15 protein-coding genes, 1 pseudogene and 1 riboswitch are annotated in these 14,251 nt (G+C 70.8%); of the genes and pseudogenes, 9 read left to right on the top strand and 7 right to left on the bottom strand.

Annotation, left to right across the window (positions count from 1 at the left end):
* Positions 1–77: 77 nt before the first annotated feature.
* Positions 78–1,865, bottom strand: a complete 1,788-nt coding sequence (thiC, locus tag ACFWP3_RS29140; protein ID WP_384226796.1) for a phosphomethylpyrimidine synthase ThiC — start codon at positions 1,863–1,865, stop codon at positions 78–80.
* Positions 1,859–2,004: riboswitch (TPP riboswitch) on the bottom strand. (Overlaps the previous gene by 7 nt.)
* A 72-nt stretch (positions 2,005–2,076) precedes the next feature.
* On the opposite strand from thiC, the gene ACFWP3_RS29135 reads away from it, so the two are divergent.
* Positions 2,077–3,456 (top strand): YibE/F family protein, encoded by a 1,380-nt coding sequence (locus tag ACFWP3_RS29135; protein WP_384226794.1) that lies wholly within the window; start codon positions 2,077–2,079, stop codon positions 3,454–3,456.
* A gap of 15 nt (positions 3,457–3,471) precedes the next feature.
* On the opposite strand, the gene ACFWP3_RS29130 is transcribed toward ACFWP3_RS29135, so the two are convergent.
* The 4 genes from ACFWP3_RS29130 to ACFWP3_RS29115 all read right to left on the bottom strand — a co-directional run bounded on the left by ACFWP3_RS29130 (position 3,472) and on the right by ACFWP3_RS29115 (position 5,744).
* Positions 3,472–3,921: an SsgA family sporulation/cell division regulator gene (locus ACFWP3_RS29130; protein WP_362582366.1), complete on the bottom strand. Its 450-nt coding sequence runs from the start codon at positions 3,919–3,921 to the stop codon at positions 3,472–3,474.
* Positions 3,922–4,018: 97 nt separating this feature from the next.
* The gene (locus ACFWP3_RS29125; protein WP_384226792.1) at positions 4,019–4,765 is read right to left on the bottom strand and encodes an IclR family transcriptional regulator; all 747 of its coding nucleotides are present in this window, start codon (positions 4,763–4,765) and stop codon (positions 4,019–4,021) included.
* A gap of 277 nt (positions 4,766–5,042) precedes the next feature.
* Positions 5,043–5,273 carry a DUF5326 family protein gene (locus ACFWP3_RS29120; protein WP_384226790.1) on the bottom strand — a complete coding sequence of 77 codons (231 nt, stop codon included), beginning with the start codon at positions 5,271–5,273 and terminating at the stop codon, positions 5,043–5,045.
* Between the two features lie 153 nt (positions 5,274–5,426).
* On the bottom strand, positions 5,427–5,744 hold the full coding sequence (locus ACFWP3_RS29115) for a cupin domain-containing protein (protein ID WP_384226788.1): 318 nt from the start codon (positions 5,742–5,744) through the stop codon (positions 5,427–5,429).
* Between the two features lie 89 nt (positions 5,745–5,833).
* Between ACFWP3_RS29115 and ACFWP3_RS29110 the strand changes: the two genes are divergently transcribed.
* The 5 genes and pseudogenes from ACFWP3_RS29110 (at position 5,834) to ACFWP3_RS29090 (ending at position 9,497) form a co-directional block, all read left to right on the top strand.
* Positions 5,834–6,214, top strand: a complete 381-nt coding sequence (locus ACFWP3_RS29110; protein WP_384226786.1) for a phage holin family protein — start codon at positions 5,834–5,836, stop codon at positions 6,212–6,214.
* A gap of 11 nt (positions 6,215–6,225) precedes the next feature.
* Positions 6,226–6,718, top strand: a pseudogene (locus tag ACFWP3_RS29105) (low molecular weight protein-tyrosine-phosphatase).
* The gene (locus tag ACFWP3_RS29100; protein WP_384226783.1) at positions 6,715–7,869 is read left to right on the top strand and encodes a cystathionine gamma-lyase; all 1,155 of its coding nucleotides are present in this window, start codon (positions 6,715–6,717) and stop codon (positions 7,867–7,869) included. The pseudogene ACFWP3_RS29105 and the gene ACFWP3_RS29100 overlap by 4 nt, the downstream one beginning before the upstream one ends.
* A 183-nt stretch (positions 7,870–8,052) precedes the next feature.
* Positions 8,053–8,958 carry a LysR family transcriptional regulator gene (locus tag ACFWP3_RS29095; protein ID WP_384226781.1) on the top strand — a complete coding sequence of 302 codons (906 nt, stop codon included), beginning with the start codon at positions 8,053–8,055 and terminating at the stop codon, positions 8,956–8,958.
* A 59-nt stretch (positions 8,959–9,017) separates the two neighbouring features.
* Positions 9,018–9,497: an NUDIX domain-containing protein gene (locus ACFWP3_RS29090; RefSeq protein ID WP_384226778.1), complete on the top strand. Its 480-nt coding sequence runs from the start codon at positions 9,018–9,020 to the stop codon at positions 9,495–9,497.
* A 36-nt stretch (positions 9,498–9,533) separates the two neighbouring features.
* Here ACFWP3_RS29090 and ACFWP3_RS29085 read toward each other — a convergent pair whose 3' ends face one another.
* Together ACFWP3_RS29085 and ACFWP3_RS29080 are read right to left on the bottom strand one after the other, a co-directional pair.
* Positions 9,534–10,721 (bottom strand): globin domain-containing protein, encoded by a 1,188-nt coding sequence (locus ACFWP3_RS29085; RefSeq protein ID WP_384226776.1) that lies wholly within the window; start codon positions 10,719–10,721, stop codon positions 9,534–9,536.
* 142 nt (positions 10,722–10,863) lie between these two features.
* A complete protein-coding gene (locus tag ACFWP3_RS29080; protein ID WP_384226773.1) occupies positions 10,864–11,514 on the bottom strand; it encodes an HAD family hydrolase in 651 nt (216 codons plus the stop codon).
* 131 nt (positions 11,515–11,645) lie between these two features.
* On the opposite strand from ACFWP3_RS29080, the gene ACFWP3_RS29075 reads away from it, so the two are divergent.
* The 3 genes from ACFWP3_RS29075 to ACFWP3_RS29065 are packed head-to-tail and all read left to right on the top strand — an operon-like array spanning position 11,646 to position 14,246.
* On the top strand, positions 11,646–12,533 hold the full coding sequence (locus tag ACFWP3_RS29075) for a GNAT family N-acetyltransferase (protein WP_384226770.1): 888 nt from the start codon (positions 11,646–11,648) through the stop codon (positions 12,531–12,533).
* 16 nt (positions 12,534–12,549) lie between these two features.
* Positions 12,550–13,011 (top strand): GNAT family N-acetyltransferase, encoded by a 462-nt coding sequence (locus ACFWP3_RS29070; RefSeq protein WP_384226768.1) that lies wholly within the window; start codon positions 12,550–12,552, stop codon positions 13,009–13,011.
* A gap of 59 nt (positions 13,012–13,070) precedes the next feature.
* The gene (locus ACFWP3_RS29065; protein WP_384226766.1) at positions 13,071–14,246 is read left to right on the top strand and encodes a winged helix DNA-binding domain-containing protein; all 1,176 of its coding nucleotides are present in this window, start codon (positions 13,071–13,073) and stop codon (positions 14,244–14,246) included.
* The last annotated feature ends 5 nt before the right edge of the window (positions 14,247–14,251 follow it).

Below are 14,251 nucleotides of genomic sequence, written 5' to 3'. Positions count from 1 at the left end.
CTTTCTCTGTCCCCCGGGGCCCCCCCCCCCCCCCCCGCGCCGGGCCCCCCCCCCCGCCCCCGCGCGTGAGCGCTGCGTCAGTCGGCCAGCGGCAGGTAGACGCGGCTGCCCGAGGCCGCGAACTCGGCCGACTTCTCCGCCATGCCCGCCTGGATCTCCTCGGCCTTCAGGTCGCCGCCGTGCTCGCGGCGGATGTCCTGCGAGATCTTCATCGAGCAGAACTTCGGACCGCACATGGAGCAGAAGTGCGCGGTCTTGGCCGGCTCGGCGGGCAGGGTCTCGTCGTGGAACTCACGGGCCGTGTCGGGGTCGAGGGCCAGGTTGAACTGGTCCTCCCAGCGGAACTCGAAGCGGGCGTCCGACAGCGCGTCGTCCCACTCCTGGGCTCCGGGGTGCCCCTTGGCCAGGTCCGCGGCGTGCGCGGAGATCTTGTACGTGATGACGCCGGTCTTGACGTCGTCGCGGTTGGGCAGGCCCAGGTGCTCCTTGGGCGTGACGTAGCAGAGCATCGCGGTGCCCCACCAGGCGATCATCGCGGCGCCGATGCCCGAGGTGATGTGGTCGTACGCGGGCGCCACGTCCGTGGTCAGCGGGCCGAGCGTGTAGAACGGCGCCTCCTCGCAGATCTCCTGCTGGAGGTCGATGTTCTCCTTGATCTTGTGCATCGGGACGTGGCCCGGGCCCTCGATCATCGTCTGGACGTTGTGGCGCTTGGCGATCGTGTTCAGCTCGCCCAGCGTCTTCAGCTCGGCGAACTGGGCCGCGTCGTTGGCGTCCGCGATGGAACCGGGGCGCAGGCCGTCACCCAGCGAGTACGTGACGTCGTACGTCGCGAGGATCTCGCAGAGCTCCTCGAAGTTCGTGTAGAGGAAGTTCTCCTTGTGGTGCGCCAGGCACCAGGCGGCCATGATCGATCCGCCGCGGGAGACGATGCCGGTCTTGCGGCGGGCGGTCAGCGGCACGTAGGGCAGCAGCACGCCGGCGTGGACCGTCATGTAGTCGACGCCCTGCTCGGCCTGCTCGATGACCGTGTCCTTGTAGATCTCCCAGGTCAGGTCCTCGGCGCGGCCGTCGACCTTCTCCAGCGCCTGGTAGAGCGGGACGGTGCCGATCGGGACGGGGGAGTTGCGCAGCACCCACTCGCGCGTGGTGTGGATGTTGCGGCCCGTCGAGAGGTCCATGACCGTGTCGGCGCCCCACTTGGTCGCCCAGGTCATCTTGTCGACCTCCTCCTCGATGGAGGAGGTGACCGCTGAGTTGCCGATGTTGGCATTGACCTTCACCAGGAACCGCTTGCCGATGATCATCGGCTCGATCTCGGGGTGGTTCACGTTCGCCGGGAGCACCGCGCGACCTGCGGCGATCTCCTCGCGGACGACCTCGGGGGCGACGTTCTCGCGGATCGCGACGTACTCCATCTCCGGGGTGATCTCGCCCCGGCGGGCGTACGCGAGCTGCGTGACGGCGGCCCCGCCGCGGCCCCGGCGGGGCTGGCGCGGGCGGCCCGGGAAGACCGCGTCGAGGTTCTTGAGCCCGCCCCGCGGGGAGGTGTGCTTGATCCCGTCGTCCTCGGGGCGCCCGGGACGTCCCGCGTACTCCTCGGTGTCCCCGCGGCTGATGATCCAGTTCTCGCGCAGCGGGGCCAGGCCGCGGCGCACGTCGGTCTCGATCTGCGGGTCGGTGTACGGCCCGGACGTGTCGTAGAGCGTCACGTCCTTGCCGTTGGTGAGGTGGACCTGGCGGACCGGCACCCGGATGTCGGGGCGGGAGCCCGCCACGTAGCCCTTGTGCCAGCCCGGCTTGCGCTCGGTCTGGCCGTCGGTGTCCTGGCTGACGGCAGACGTGCGTGCGTCCTGAATGGTCATGAGACCTATCTCCCTACGCCGGCATTACCCGGTAACAGGTTCGGCGGTCGACGCAGCCTCTTCCCGTACGCATCCGTGATGCTCGTACGGTGATCAGCGCCCTCTCAGCCCGGTGCTCCGAGCTCCCGCGTTGTGCAAAGGTGCCCCCACGCTAGCGTCATCTAGGGCGTGCTGAACAGTGGGCCCCCTCATCTCTTGCGATGATCTGCCAGTGACGACCTCGCCGCAGCCCCCCACCGAGCCCACGGATCCCAGTGGCCACACGAGCCATGCGCACTCGGGTTCCGGGCACTCCGCCGGTCACTCCCACAGCCATGGCCACGGCCCGGCGGCCCCCGTCTCGAAGCACCTGCGCAAGGTCATCGCGGCCGTGCTGATCCCCTTCGCCGCCGCCGTCTGCATCGGCATGGTGGTGCTCTGGCCGGGCGGCGCCCCCGCCCACGAGCGCACGGGCGTCGGCTTCGACCGCCAGACCCAGCAGGGCACCGTCGTCTCGCTCGAGCACGTCGACTGCAAATCGGTGAACGCCTCGCAGGTACCGACCACCGGGAACGTCACCACCCCCGAGGGCCGTGAGGCGCAGGCCGCGCAGACGGGCGAGTGCAAGAAGGCCACCGTGCGGGTCGGCACCGGGCCGGACCAGGGCCGCACCTTCGTGGAGATCGTCCAGCCGGGCGCACCACGGCAGCTGACGGACGGCCAGGAGGTGGTGGTCGCCTACGCGCCGGACGCCCCGCGCGATCTCCAGTACTCGGTGATCGACGTGAACCGCAAGTTCCCCATGGCGCTGCTGGCGGCCATCTTCGCCGTCGCGGTGGTCGTGGTCGGCCGGATGCGCGGACTGTTCGCGCTGATCGCGCTGGTCATCAGCTTCGGCGTGCTGACCCTCTTCATCCTCCCGGCCATCCTGCAAGGCTCGAACCCGCTGCTCGTCGCGGTGATCGGGGCGAGCGCGATCATGCTCATCGCCCTGTACATGTGCCACGGACTGACCGCCCGCACCTCGGTCGCCGTCCTCGGCACGCTCGTCTCGCTGCTGCTGATCGGCCTGCTGGGCTCGCTGTTCATCGACTGGGCGTTCCTCAGCGGCAACACCGACGACAACACGGGGCTGATCCACGGGCTCTACCCGGACATCGACATGAGCGGTTTGCTGCTCGCAGGCGTGATCATCGGATCGCTGGGCGTCCTCGACGACGTGACGGTCACCCAGACGTCGGCGGTCTGGGAACTCCACCACGCGGACCCGTCGATGGGGCCGCGCTCCCTGTACCGGGCAGCCATCCGGATCGGCCGCGACCACATCGCATCGGTGGTCAACACCCTGGTGCTGGCGTACGCGGGTGCCGCGCTCCCGCTGCTCCTGCTGTTCTCGATCGCGAACAGCAGCATGGGTTCGGTGGCGAACAGCGAACTGGTCGCGGAGGAGATCGTACGGACCCTGGTGGGCTCGATCGGCCTCGTCGCCTCGGTGCCGGTGACGACGGCGCTGGCTGCCCTGGTCGTCTCCGCCGACCGGCCGGGGACCCCGGGCACGGGATCGGCCTCGGGACCGGTCCGCGGCGGCCGGGGCCGGCGGCGCAAGCGCTGAATCGGTGGTGCCCGGTCAGCCCGCGTTCTGCTCGTTCTGCCGGGACTCGGCCAGGATCTTGCCGAGCGCCTCGTCCAGGTTCTCCTCGAAGTCGCCCAGGTTCCGCTCCTGACCGAGCGGTACGAGCCGGTCGGTGCGGTCGAGGAACGCGACGAGCGGCGCCGCGCCGGCGCGGAACAGAGCGCGGTCGCCGCCGACCTGGAGGCGGATGTGGACGTCGGACAGTTCCTCGGGATCGGTGGGGGCGATGTGCACATCGCCGTCACCGCACGGCTTGTTGATGCCGTCGAGGAGGAGCTCCCGGCCGAACGCCCAGGTCACGGGCGCGTCTCCGGGAAGGTGGAAGGTAAGGCGGACTGCGTAGGGATCACGAGCGTCGTACCGGAGTTCCACCGGGATCCGGAACGAGAGCTCCTCGGAAACGAGGAAGCTCATCATGACCTCTGCCTGTACCGACTCGCGCATTGCCTACCCCGCTGTAGTGGAAGTGGCCAGGAATGATCCCCCAGGGCCCTCTTGACAAGGGTGGTGGAAGCGCCAGCAGATCACAAGGAGTGAGTTTTCAGATACTGATAGAGAACGAGAGGGTGCTCAACAGCGCGCCTACTTCACTCCGTAGCCGATCGACTACACAAAGCAATCTTTCTTCCTGGTGCAAGGGTAGAGAAATCGCCATGGTCGCGGCGGCATCGCCCGCGGTAATGGGGATCGCGGCGCATACCGTGCCCAAGGCATATTCCTGGCGTTCGATTACAGGCTGCATCCGCTGCAAGGAACCGATCCGGTGTTCCAGTGACCTTTGATCGGGCACCGTATAAGGGGTGATGGCCTCGACCGGGTGCCGGTCGTAATAGTCCTTGCGCGTCTTCTCGTCGAGCTGGCCGAGCAGGCACTGCCCGATGGCGTGCGCGTGGCCGGTCTCGCGGAAATCGGCCCACTCCTCGCAGGCCGGGTTGGCCGGGGTGTCCGAGACACCCACGACCTCGATCTCACCCTCGCGGAACATCGCGAAGTAGACGGGGGCCCCGACGGCGTCGCGGAAGTGCGCGAGCGAGTCGAGGATCATGCTGCGACGTTTCTGCTGGAGTCCTCCACCGGCCAGGCGACCGGCCGCGGCGCCCAGCACGAAGACTCCGCTCTCTCTGCGCAGATAGCCCTCGTGGGTCAGGGTGCGCAGCAGGTGGTACGCGGTGGGAAGCGGGAGCCCGGCCTCGCGCGCCAGCTGTTTCGCCGGGGCTCCCTCGCTATGCGCGCCAACCGCTTCGAGCAGCCTCAGCGCCCGCTGTACCGAACCGATGAGAGTCGGCACTCCGGCGTTGTGAACCGAAGACAAAGCTCACCCCCAGGCGTGGCGGCGGGCTGTGGGGGCCCGCCCTGCGGGGGCCACCCCCGCGTATGCCGTGCTCCTGGGGGTCGTGCTCGGCACGTACTTGGGATAGCCGCGGTTCGGAGCAGTAGTACCGGCAGTCGGCGCCCAGGGGACGGCACAGATTGCCACTGTATCGGCCGGTTCCTGTGGTGTGAGCGGTTTCGCCCGGCACCTTCCCCCGACTGGCCCAATCCGGAACTCTCCGGGCCGGCTCCCTCTACCACTCACCCGAGGAAGAGGACTTCGCGCCGCGGCCGCTGAACTTCTTCACCACGAAGACCAGGCCGCCGACGAGGCCGACGAAGAGGAGCAGCTTGAAGACGATCGAGATCAGCGCACCGAGGATGCTCGTGATCACACCGCCGAAGACGAACAGCGCCAGCAGAGGGACCGCGACCCACTTGACCCACCAGGGCATGCCTGCGAATACCTCTCGGATGCCGTCCATGTCTGCGACCTCTTCCTCGTCTTCCTCGTCCGTGACTTCCTGTTCCCGATGCTAGGAGTCGGCGGACCCGGGCGGGGGCCCGCGAGCCCCCGGAGTCCCCTGATCCGCCCCCTAAGGGGCCCGGGGCCGCGACCCTCATCGTCCGGGAGCCGCTCAGCCCTCCGGCGGGGAGAACACCACCATCACGCGCAGGTCCTCGCTGATGTGGTGGAACTTGTGCGGCACCCCCGCCGGGACGTAGACGACACTGCCGCGCGCCACGGTCGTCGTCTCCTCCCCGACCGTGATCGAGGCCCGGCCGCTCACGACGAAGTACACCTCGTCCTGACGGTGCGGCTGCTGCGGATCGCTCTGTCCGGCGTCGAGCGCGTACAGCCCGACCGACATGTGCCGCTCGCGCACGAACTGCAGATAGGCGCCGTCGTTGGCGGCCCGCTCCGCTTCGAGTTCGTCAAGCCGGAAGGCTTTCATCGTTGTTGTGCCCCTTGTACTCGATCGTTCCCTCGCATCCGCTGATCTGCGGATGTCCCACCGGGATCTTCTCTGCCACGATCAGACACATGACGAATTTCGTAGTCAAGACGCTCGCCAACGCGGCAGCCCTGGCCGTCGCCATCTGGCTGCTCGCCGGCATCTCCCTCGACGACGGGAGCAGCCTGGGCCGCAGGACGATCACCCTGCTGCTCGTCGCCCTCGTTTTCGGCCTGGTCAACTTCATCGTCAAGCCCGTGGTGAAGCTGTTCTCGCTGCCCCTTTTCATTCTCACCCTCGGCCTGTTCACCCTGGTCGTGAACGCCCTGATGCTGATGCTGACCTCGTGGCTGGCCAAGCAGCTCGACCTCAGTTTCCACGTCGACGGATTCTGGACCGCGGTCGTCGGCGGCCTGATCATCTCCATCGTCTCCTGGGCCGTGAACATGGTCCTGCCCGACAAGAACTGAACGGGCCGCCCATGTACCGCGTGTGCTTCGTCTGCACGGGCAACATATGCCGCTCGCCCGATGGCCGAGGCCGTCTTCCGGGCGCACGTCGCCGAGGCCGGGCTCGGCGAGCAGGTCGAGGTCGACAGCGCCGGGACCGGCGGCTGGCACGAGGGGGACGGCGCCGACCCGCGCACCGTCTCCGTCCTGGAGGCCGCCGGATACGAGCAAGCCCACCAGGCCCGGCAGTTCCGGGCCTCCTGGTTCGAGCGCCTCGACCTCGTCATCGCGCTCGACGCCGGGCACCTGCGGGACCTGCGGGCGCTCGCCCCCACGCCGCACGACGCCGCCAAGGTGCGGCTGCTGCGGTCCTACGACCCGGCGGCCACGGCCGCCGAGGCCGACGTACCCGATCCGTACTACGGCTCCCTCGACGGTTTCGAGGAGTGCCTGGAGCTGGTCGAGGCGGCAAGCACCGGCCTGCTGGACGCCGTACGCGAGGCCGTGAAGGAGCACACCGCATGATCGAGGACACCCACGACACCGCCCGGTTCGGCGACGGCACCCGGGCCGTCCGGGCCGGGCTGCCCGAGCCCGTCAAGAACGAGCCGCCCCTGCCGGGACCGGTCTTCGCCGCCCACTTCCACCTGCCCGGCGACGTCGAGGGGCCGTACACCTACGGCCGCGACACCAATCCGACCTGGACCCTCCTGGAACGGGCCGTCGGAGAGCTGGAGGCCCCCGGCCAGGACGTGCACACCGTCGTCTTCGCCTCCGGCATGGCCGCGGTCTCCGCCGTCCTGCTCTCCCAGGCGCGCACCGGCGACACGGTGGTCCTGCCCGACGACGGCTACCAGGCGCTGCCCCTGCTGCGGGAACAGCTCGAGGCCTACGGAATCCGCGTGCGCACCGCCCCGACCGGGGACGACGCCCAGCTCTCGGTGCTCGACGGAGCCCGGATGCTGTGGATCGAGACCCCCTCCAACCCCGGGCTCGACGTGTGCGACGTACGCCGCCTCGTGGAGGCGGCGCACGCCGGCGGGACCCTGGTCGCCGTCGACAACACCCTGGCCACCCCGCTCGGCCAGCGGCCGCTCGAGCTCGGCGCGGACTTCTCGGTCGCCAGCGGCACCAAGGGCCTGACCGGACACGGCGACGTGCTGCTCGGCTACGTCGTCTGCCACGACCCGGAACTCGCCGCCCGGGTCCGGCAGTGGCGCAAGATCGTCGGTGCGATCCCCGGCCCGATGGAGGCCTGGCTCGCCCACCGCTCTCTGGCCACCATCCAGCTGCGCGCGCAGCGCCAGTGGGCCAACGCACTGGCCGTGGCCGAGGCGCTGGCCGACCGTGCCGACGTCACCGGGCTGCGCTACCCGGGCCTGGCCTCGGACCCGTCCCACAAGACGGCCGCCCGCCAGATGCGGGGCTTCGGGTCGGTGGTGTCCTTCACGCTGCCCGACCGTGCGCACGCCGAACGCTTCATGGCGGCCCTCCACCTGGTCGAGGACGCGACGAGCTTCGGCGGAGTACGGTCCACCGCCGAGCGGCGCGGGCGGTGGGGCGGGGACGCCGTGCCGGAGGGGTTCATCCGCTTCTCGGCCGGTGCGGAGGACACCGAGGACCTGGTCGCGGACGTCCTGCGGGCCCTCGACCGCGCGGCCGGCGCGGCAGGCTGAGGCGGGACGGGGCCCGTGGAACGGCGGTCCGAGCCTCCCCCCTCGTGGCTCGGACCGCCCTGGGTTCTGCCGGCGAAGAACCACGTGACAAGGCTAGTTGACTCTGCGTCAGAGTCCAATCACGGTAACGACAGGGGGCTATCGGCATATTTATAGTTGAAGCCCCCACCGAGAGGTGCCGCGATGGACCTGGCCCTGCTGCGCACCTTCGTCGCCGTCCACCGGGCGGGCTCCTTCACCCGTGCCGCAACGCTCCTGGGGCTGTCGCAGCCGGCCGTCACCTCACAGATCCGCACCCTGGAACGACAGCTGGGCCGCCCGCTGTTCCACCGCCGGGCCCGCGGTGTCACACCGACCGCCGTGGGCGACGAGCTCGCCCACAAGGCCGCCCCGCACCTCGACGCACTGCTGCGGATCACCGAGGCCGAGCGGGAGGCTGCCGGGGCCTCGCGCACCCTGCACGTCGCCGGGCCACCCGAGTTCCTGTGCCTGCGCGTGCTGCCCGCCCTCGCCTCCCTGGTCGGCCAGGGCCACACCCTGCGCGCCGCGCTCCAGACCGGCGCCGAGGAGACCCTCGACGGGCTCGCCGCCGGCCACCACGACCTCGTGGTGACCACCGCCCACCCCCGGGGCGGGCTCTTCACCGCCTCCGCGCTGTGGGACGAGGAGCTCGTGCTGGTCGCCGCGCCGTACTGGGCGGCCCTCATCGGCACGGACCAGCTGCGCGAAGCAGGTCCCGCCGCCCTCACGGGCATTCCGTTCGTCGAGGTGCACGAGAGCCTGCCCCTGGTCACCCGCTACTGGGCCGCCGTCTTCGACAGCCGGCCCGACGCCGGTGACGCCGCCGCCACCGTGGTCGTGCCCGATCTGCGGGCCGTACTGGAATGCGTGCAGTCCGGTGCCGGGTTCGCCGTCCTGCCCCGCTACCTGTGCCAGGACGCCCTCGGCAGCGGCCGGGTCGTGGCCCTCGCGGAGCCCGCGGTGCCCCCGCTGCGCACCTGGTTCCTCGTCGTGCGGGCCGGAAGCCTGTCCCTGGCCCATCTCGCCCGCGCACACGAGCGGCTGTTGCACGCCGCCGCACGCTGGTGAGCCCCGCTTTTCGGCCTCTGGCGCGTTTCAGAAGGGGAGAGGTGGGCCACTCTTCTCCCATGACCGAACGTCCCGTGGTCAAACGCACCGCCCGCGCGATCCTGCTCGACGGTGACGACCTGATCCTCATCAAGCGCACCAAGCCAGGCGTCGATCCGTACTGGCTCACCCCCGGCGGCGGAGTGGAGTCCTCGGACGCCACCGTCGTCGACGCCCTCCACCGGGAGGTCCACGAAGAACTCGGCGCGAAGATCACCGATGTCGTGCCCTGCTTCGTCGACACCGTCGAGCACATCGCCGACGGAGGAGTCACCGGTGTGAAGGTGCAGCACTTCTTCGTCTGCCACCTCGAATCGATGGACCCCAGCCAACGGCACGGCCCCGAGATCGACCAGCCCGAGGGCGAATACGAGATCGTCCGCGTGCCCTTCAGCCGGGTGGGCATCGCCGCCGTCCACCTCGTACCCCTGTCCCTGCGGCACTACCTCGACGGGAACATCGAGGGCGTTCGCGCCATGCACGCCCCCGACCTGGGCTGAGCCCCCGGCCGGGACCGGCGGGCGTGCCCGCCGGTCTCAGCCGGCCACGCCCGCCAGCTCCTCCACCGCGTCGTGGCGGATCCGCTCGCCAGGGATGCCGATCCGCTTGAGCTCGTCGACCCCGCTGCGGATCATCGCGGGCGGCCCGGATATGAACGCGTCGTAGGAACTCCACGGCCCGTTCTCGCCGACCGCCTGCGGCAGCTGCCCGGCGAGCCAGTTCCCCACCACCGGGCGCACCGACAGCCAGGGGTGCGAGCGCTGGAGCCCGAGCAGCGTGTCCTTGTCGTACAGGTCGTGGTCGCTGCGGGCCCCGAAGAAGACCTCCACCGGGCGCCGCTCGCCGTGCTCCGCCACGTCCTCGATCAGCGCCTTGATCGGGGCGATCCCGGTCCCGCCGCCCAGGCACAGCATCCCGTTGTCCGTCGTGTGGTCCACGACCATCGACCCGGCGGGCGGTCCGAGGCGCAGTACGTCCCCCGGGCGGGCGTGGCGCACCAGAGCGTTGGAGACCCATCCCGCGGGGACGGCCTTGACGTGGAAGGACAGCAGGCCGTCGGCGCGCGGCGCCGAGGCGAAGGAGTAGTGCCGCCACACCCGGGGCCACCAGGGGGTCTCCACGCTGGCGTACTGGCCGGCCAGGAAGGCGTACGGCTGGTCGGGGCGGACGGTCAGCACGGCGATGTCCGAGGTGCGCAGATCGTGCGAGACCACCTCCGCCTGCCACCACGGCGGGCTGGCGACCTCGTCCTCGGCCGCGGCGTCGATCATGATCTGGGAGATCGCGGTGTAGGCCCGGACCCACGCCGCTTGGGTCTCCGGCCCCCAGGTCGCCTCCGCGTACCGGGCCAGTGCACCGATGAGGGCCTCGCCCACCACGGGATAGTGGCCCGCCATGGTGCCGTACTTGCGGTGTCCGGTGCCCAGCCGCCGCAGATAGGGCGTGAGCACCTCGGGGTTGTCGATGTGTTCGGCCGCCGTCAGCAGGGCCTTCAGCAGCCGGTCGCGCTGGACGTCCATGGCGGCGGGGAACATGCCGCGCACCTCGGGGTGTCCGGTGAACACCAGGGCGTAGAAGTACGAGGTCACCCTGTCGGCGACGGGTGCGATCTCCGCGAGGGTCCGGCGGATGAGCACGGCATCCGGCGAGGGCTCGGCCGCACCCCCCTCGACGGGTATCCGGGCCGTCCCCCGTCTGGCCGATCTGGTGGGCGGAGCGTCCATGCGGTGCCTCGCTTCGAAACATCTCGGTCGGTTGCACACGCCACGGTCTGTGAATCCGTGGTTCCGGGGTTTACAGCGTGCCAGCCGCTCCGGAGGCCTGCGGGGAAATGCGGGAAATCCGCGTTTCGAACCCACTTTCCTCTTAAGATGCCGCAACTCCCGGGCGTGGCATCGCTGCGAGCTGGTATGCCTCCCGGAGGTCCCGGCCCTCGTAGACGTGCGTGGCCCGCTCGGCCAGATACGGCCGCGCGTTGACCGCCACCGAGACCGGCACCACTTCGAAGAGCACCGCGTCGGTCATCGAGTCCCCGTACGCGACGCAGTCACCCCGGCTCACCCCGAACCGCTCGCACAGCCGGTCCGCCACCGTGACCTTGCCCTCGGGCGTCAGGATCCCCGACACCTCCATGGGTCCCACGAACGGCACCTGCGGGTACAGCGACCCGTGCGCGGCGTGCACACCCCACTCCAGCAGCAGTTCCACGAAGAAGGACGGGGACAGGGAGATCACCGCGCAGTAGTCCCCACGCTCCCGGATCTCCCGCCACACCTCTTGGATGCCCGCCAGCCACGGAGAGCCGTCGAACGCCGCCCGGACGTGCGCGGGCGTCAGCTCCGACCACAGCGTGTGGGCGGCCAGCGAGAACTCCTGCGGTCCGATCTCGCACGTGCTGAACGCCCGCTCCAGTTCGGCGATCTCGGCGCTCAGTCCGAGCTGCCGGGAAATCTCGACCGGCGCCGCGGAGCCGAACATGAGGGTGCCGTCGAGGTCGAAGAGGTGCAGAAGGGCCATAGCAATCGAGGCTAAAGGGTCCGCTTCATCCACAGGCGCATGTTTCACGTGAAACATGCGCCTGTTTCACGTGAAACATTCCCTCCCAAATCCTCTGGACGGCTCCCGACCCCATGATCCAGTCTGAGTCGGTGACACCTCCACACCTCACCGAGCTGCCGATCCGAGCGCTGACCGCGGACGATCTCCGCCACTGCGCCGACCTCTCCGAAGACCGCGGCTGGCCCCGCGAGGACCACAAATGGGGGCTGCTCCTCGCCGCCGGGAACGGCTACGGAATCGACGCCCCGGACGGGCGGGGACTGGCCGCCGCCTGCGTCGTCACCGGCTACGGCGGCACCCGCGCCGAACCGGAGCTCGCCGCCATCGGCATGGTCCTCGTCGCCGACCGCTACAACCGCCAGGGCCTGGGCCGCCGCCTGATGACGCACATCTGCGACGACGTCCTCAAGGGCATCCCCCTCACCCTGCACGCGACGCCCTACGGACGCCCGCTCTACGAGGAGCTGGGCTTCGAGACCACCGGCCGCGCCGAGATGCTGAAGGGCGTCTTCCGCCCCGACACGGCGGCCGCGGCGGCCGGCGGCGCCACCGTCCGGCCCGCCACCGCCGAGGATCTGCCGCGGATCCTCCGGCTGGACACCGAGGTCTTCGGCACCGACCGGACCCACATCATCACCCGGCTCCCCGCCTTCACCGACCGGCTGCTCGTCGCCGAGGACCGGGCCGGCGCCCTCACCGGCTACGCCGCGATCTGGCCCAACATGGAGACCCATGTCATCGGCCCGCTGATCGCCCGTGACACCGCCGGAGCGCAGGCCCTGGTCACCGCGCTCGCCGCCACCACCGACCGGCCGCTGCGCACCGACGTCGACGTACGCCACGAGGAGCTCGTCTCCTGGCTCAAGGACCGCGGCCTCGGCTCCGTGGCCTTCAACGCCGTCATGACCCGGGACATCGCGGGCCTGCCCGGCGACTGGACCCGCCGCTGGGCACCGCTCACCGTGGCCGCCGGCTGAGAGAGGACACCCCGCCGTGACCGACACCCCCGAACTGGCCATCCGCCCCGCCACCGAGGCCGATCTGCCCGCCATCGTCGCCATGCTGGCCGACGACCCCCTCGGCGCCACCCGGGAATCGCCGGAGGACCTCGCCCCCTACCGCTCTGCTTTCAAGCGCCTGGCCGAGGACCCGAACCAGCACCTCGTCGTGGCCGTCCGCGCGGAGCGCGTCGTGGGCACGCTGCAGCTGACGATCGTGCCGGGCCTGTCCCGCAAGGGCTCCACCCGCTCGATCATCGAGGGCGTCCGCGTCCACGCCGACGAGCGCGGCAGCGGCCTGGGCACCCGTTTCGTCGAATGGGCGATCGAGAAGTCCCGCGCCGAGCACTGCGACATCGTCCAGCTCACCTCGGACGCGACCCGCACCGACGCCCACCGCTTCTACGAGCGGCTCGGCTTCGCCGCCTCCCACGTCGGGTTCAAGCTCCAGCTCTGACGGCCGCCGTGACCGTAGGCCGGGCCGCCGTGTCAGCGGCCCGGCCTACGATCGGGAGGATGAGCCCCAGCCTGCCCCTCGTCACCACCGCCGAGCGCCGCCACCGCCTCGGCCGACGCCACCGCCTGGCTCCCTCGACCCGCGCCGCCACGGTTCCCGAGGCCGCCGACGCCGTCGTCGCCCTGCACGCCACCGACGCCGCGACCGTCTTCCTCTCCGCCCGTGCCCGGCTCGTCTCGGGCGGCTCGGGCACCATCGAGCAGGCGCTCTACGAGGACGTCAGCCTCGTCCGCCTGCTGAGCATGCGCAACACCCTCTTCGCCGTCTCGACCGGCCTCGCCCCGCACGTCGACTCCTCCACGGCCCGCGCCATCGCCGCCAAGGAGCGCCGCAGCCTCCTCAAGCACCTCGACGAGGACGGACAGGGCCTGGACGCCGCCTGGCTGGCCCTGGCCGAGGCCGCGGCCCTCGAGGCACTCGACAGTCACGGGCCCTGTACCGGCAGCCAGTTGTCCGCCGCCGTGCCGGCCCTGCGCCAGAAGATCACCATCAGCAGGGGCAAGAAGTACGAGGCGGAGACGGGCGTCGCGACCCGGGTCATCCGCCTGCTGGCCGCCGACGGGCGGATCCGCCGCGACCGCCCGCGCGGCTCGTGGACCTCCAGCCAGTTCCGCTGGGTCCACACCGAGCCCTGGCCCCCCGTACCCCCGGCCGAGGCGCGCGCCGAGATCGCCCGCCGCTGGCTGCACGCGTACGGGCCGGCCACCGAGGCCGACCTCAAGTGGTGGACCGGCTGGACCCTCGGCGACGTCCGCAAGGCCCTCGCGGCCGTGGGCCCCGACCAGGTGCGCCTGGAGGACGGGACCACCGCCCTCGTCAGCCCCGGGGACACCGCGCCCGAACCGGCCCCGGAGCCCTGGGCCGCCCTGCTCCCCGGCCTCGACCCCAGCGGCATGGGCTGGGCCGACCGCGGCTTCCACCTCGACCCGGCCCACCGGCCCGCCCTCTTCGACTACGCCGGCAACATCGGCCCCACGGTGTGGTGGAACGGCGAGATCGTGGGCGGCTGGGCCCAGCGCGGCGACGGCGAGATCGTCTGGCGGCTGCTGGCGGAGCCCGGCCGCGCCGCCGAGGAGGCGATCACCGCCGAGGCCGCCCGCCTCGCCGCATGGGTCGGCGAGGCCCGCATCACCCCGCGCTTCCGCACCCCGCTGGAGCGCGAACTCACCGCCTGAGCACG

The sequence above is a fragment of the Streptomyces sp. NPDC058525 genome, from assembly GCF_042719495.1.
Classification (GTDB): domain Bacteria; phylum Actinomycetota; class Actinomycetes; order Streptomycetales; family Streptomycetaceae; genus Streptomyces.
This window is presented reverse-complemented; position numbering and strand designations above follow the sequence as displayed.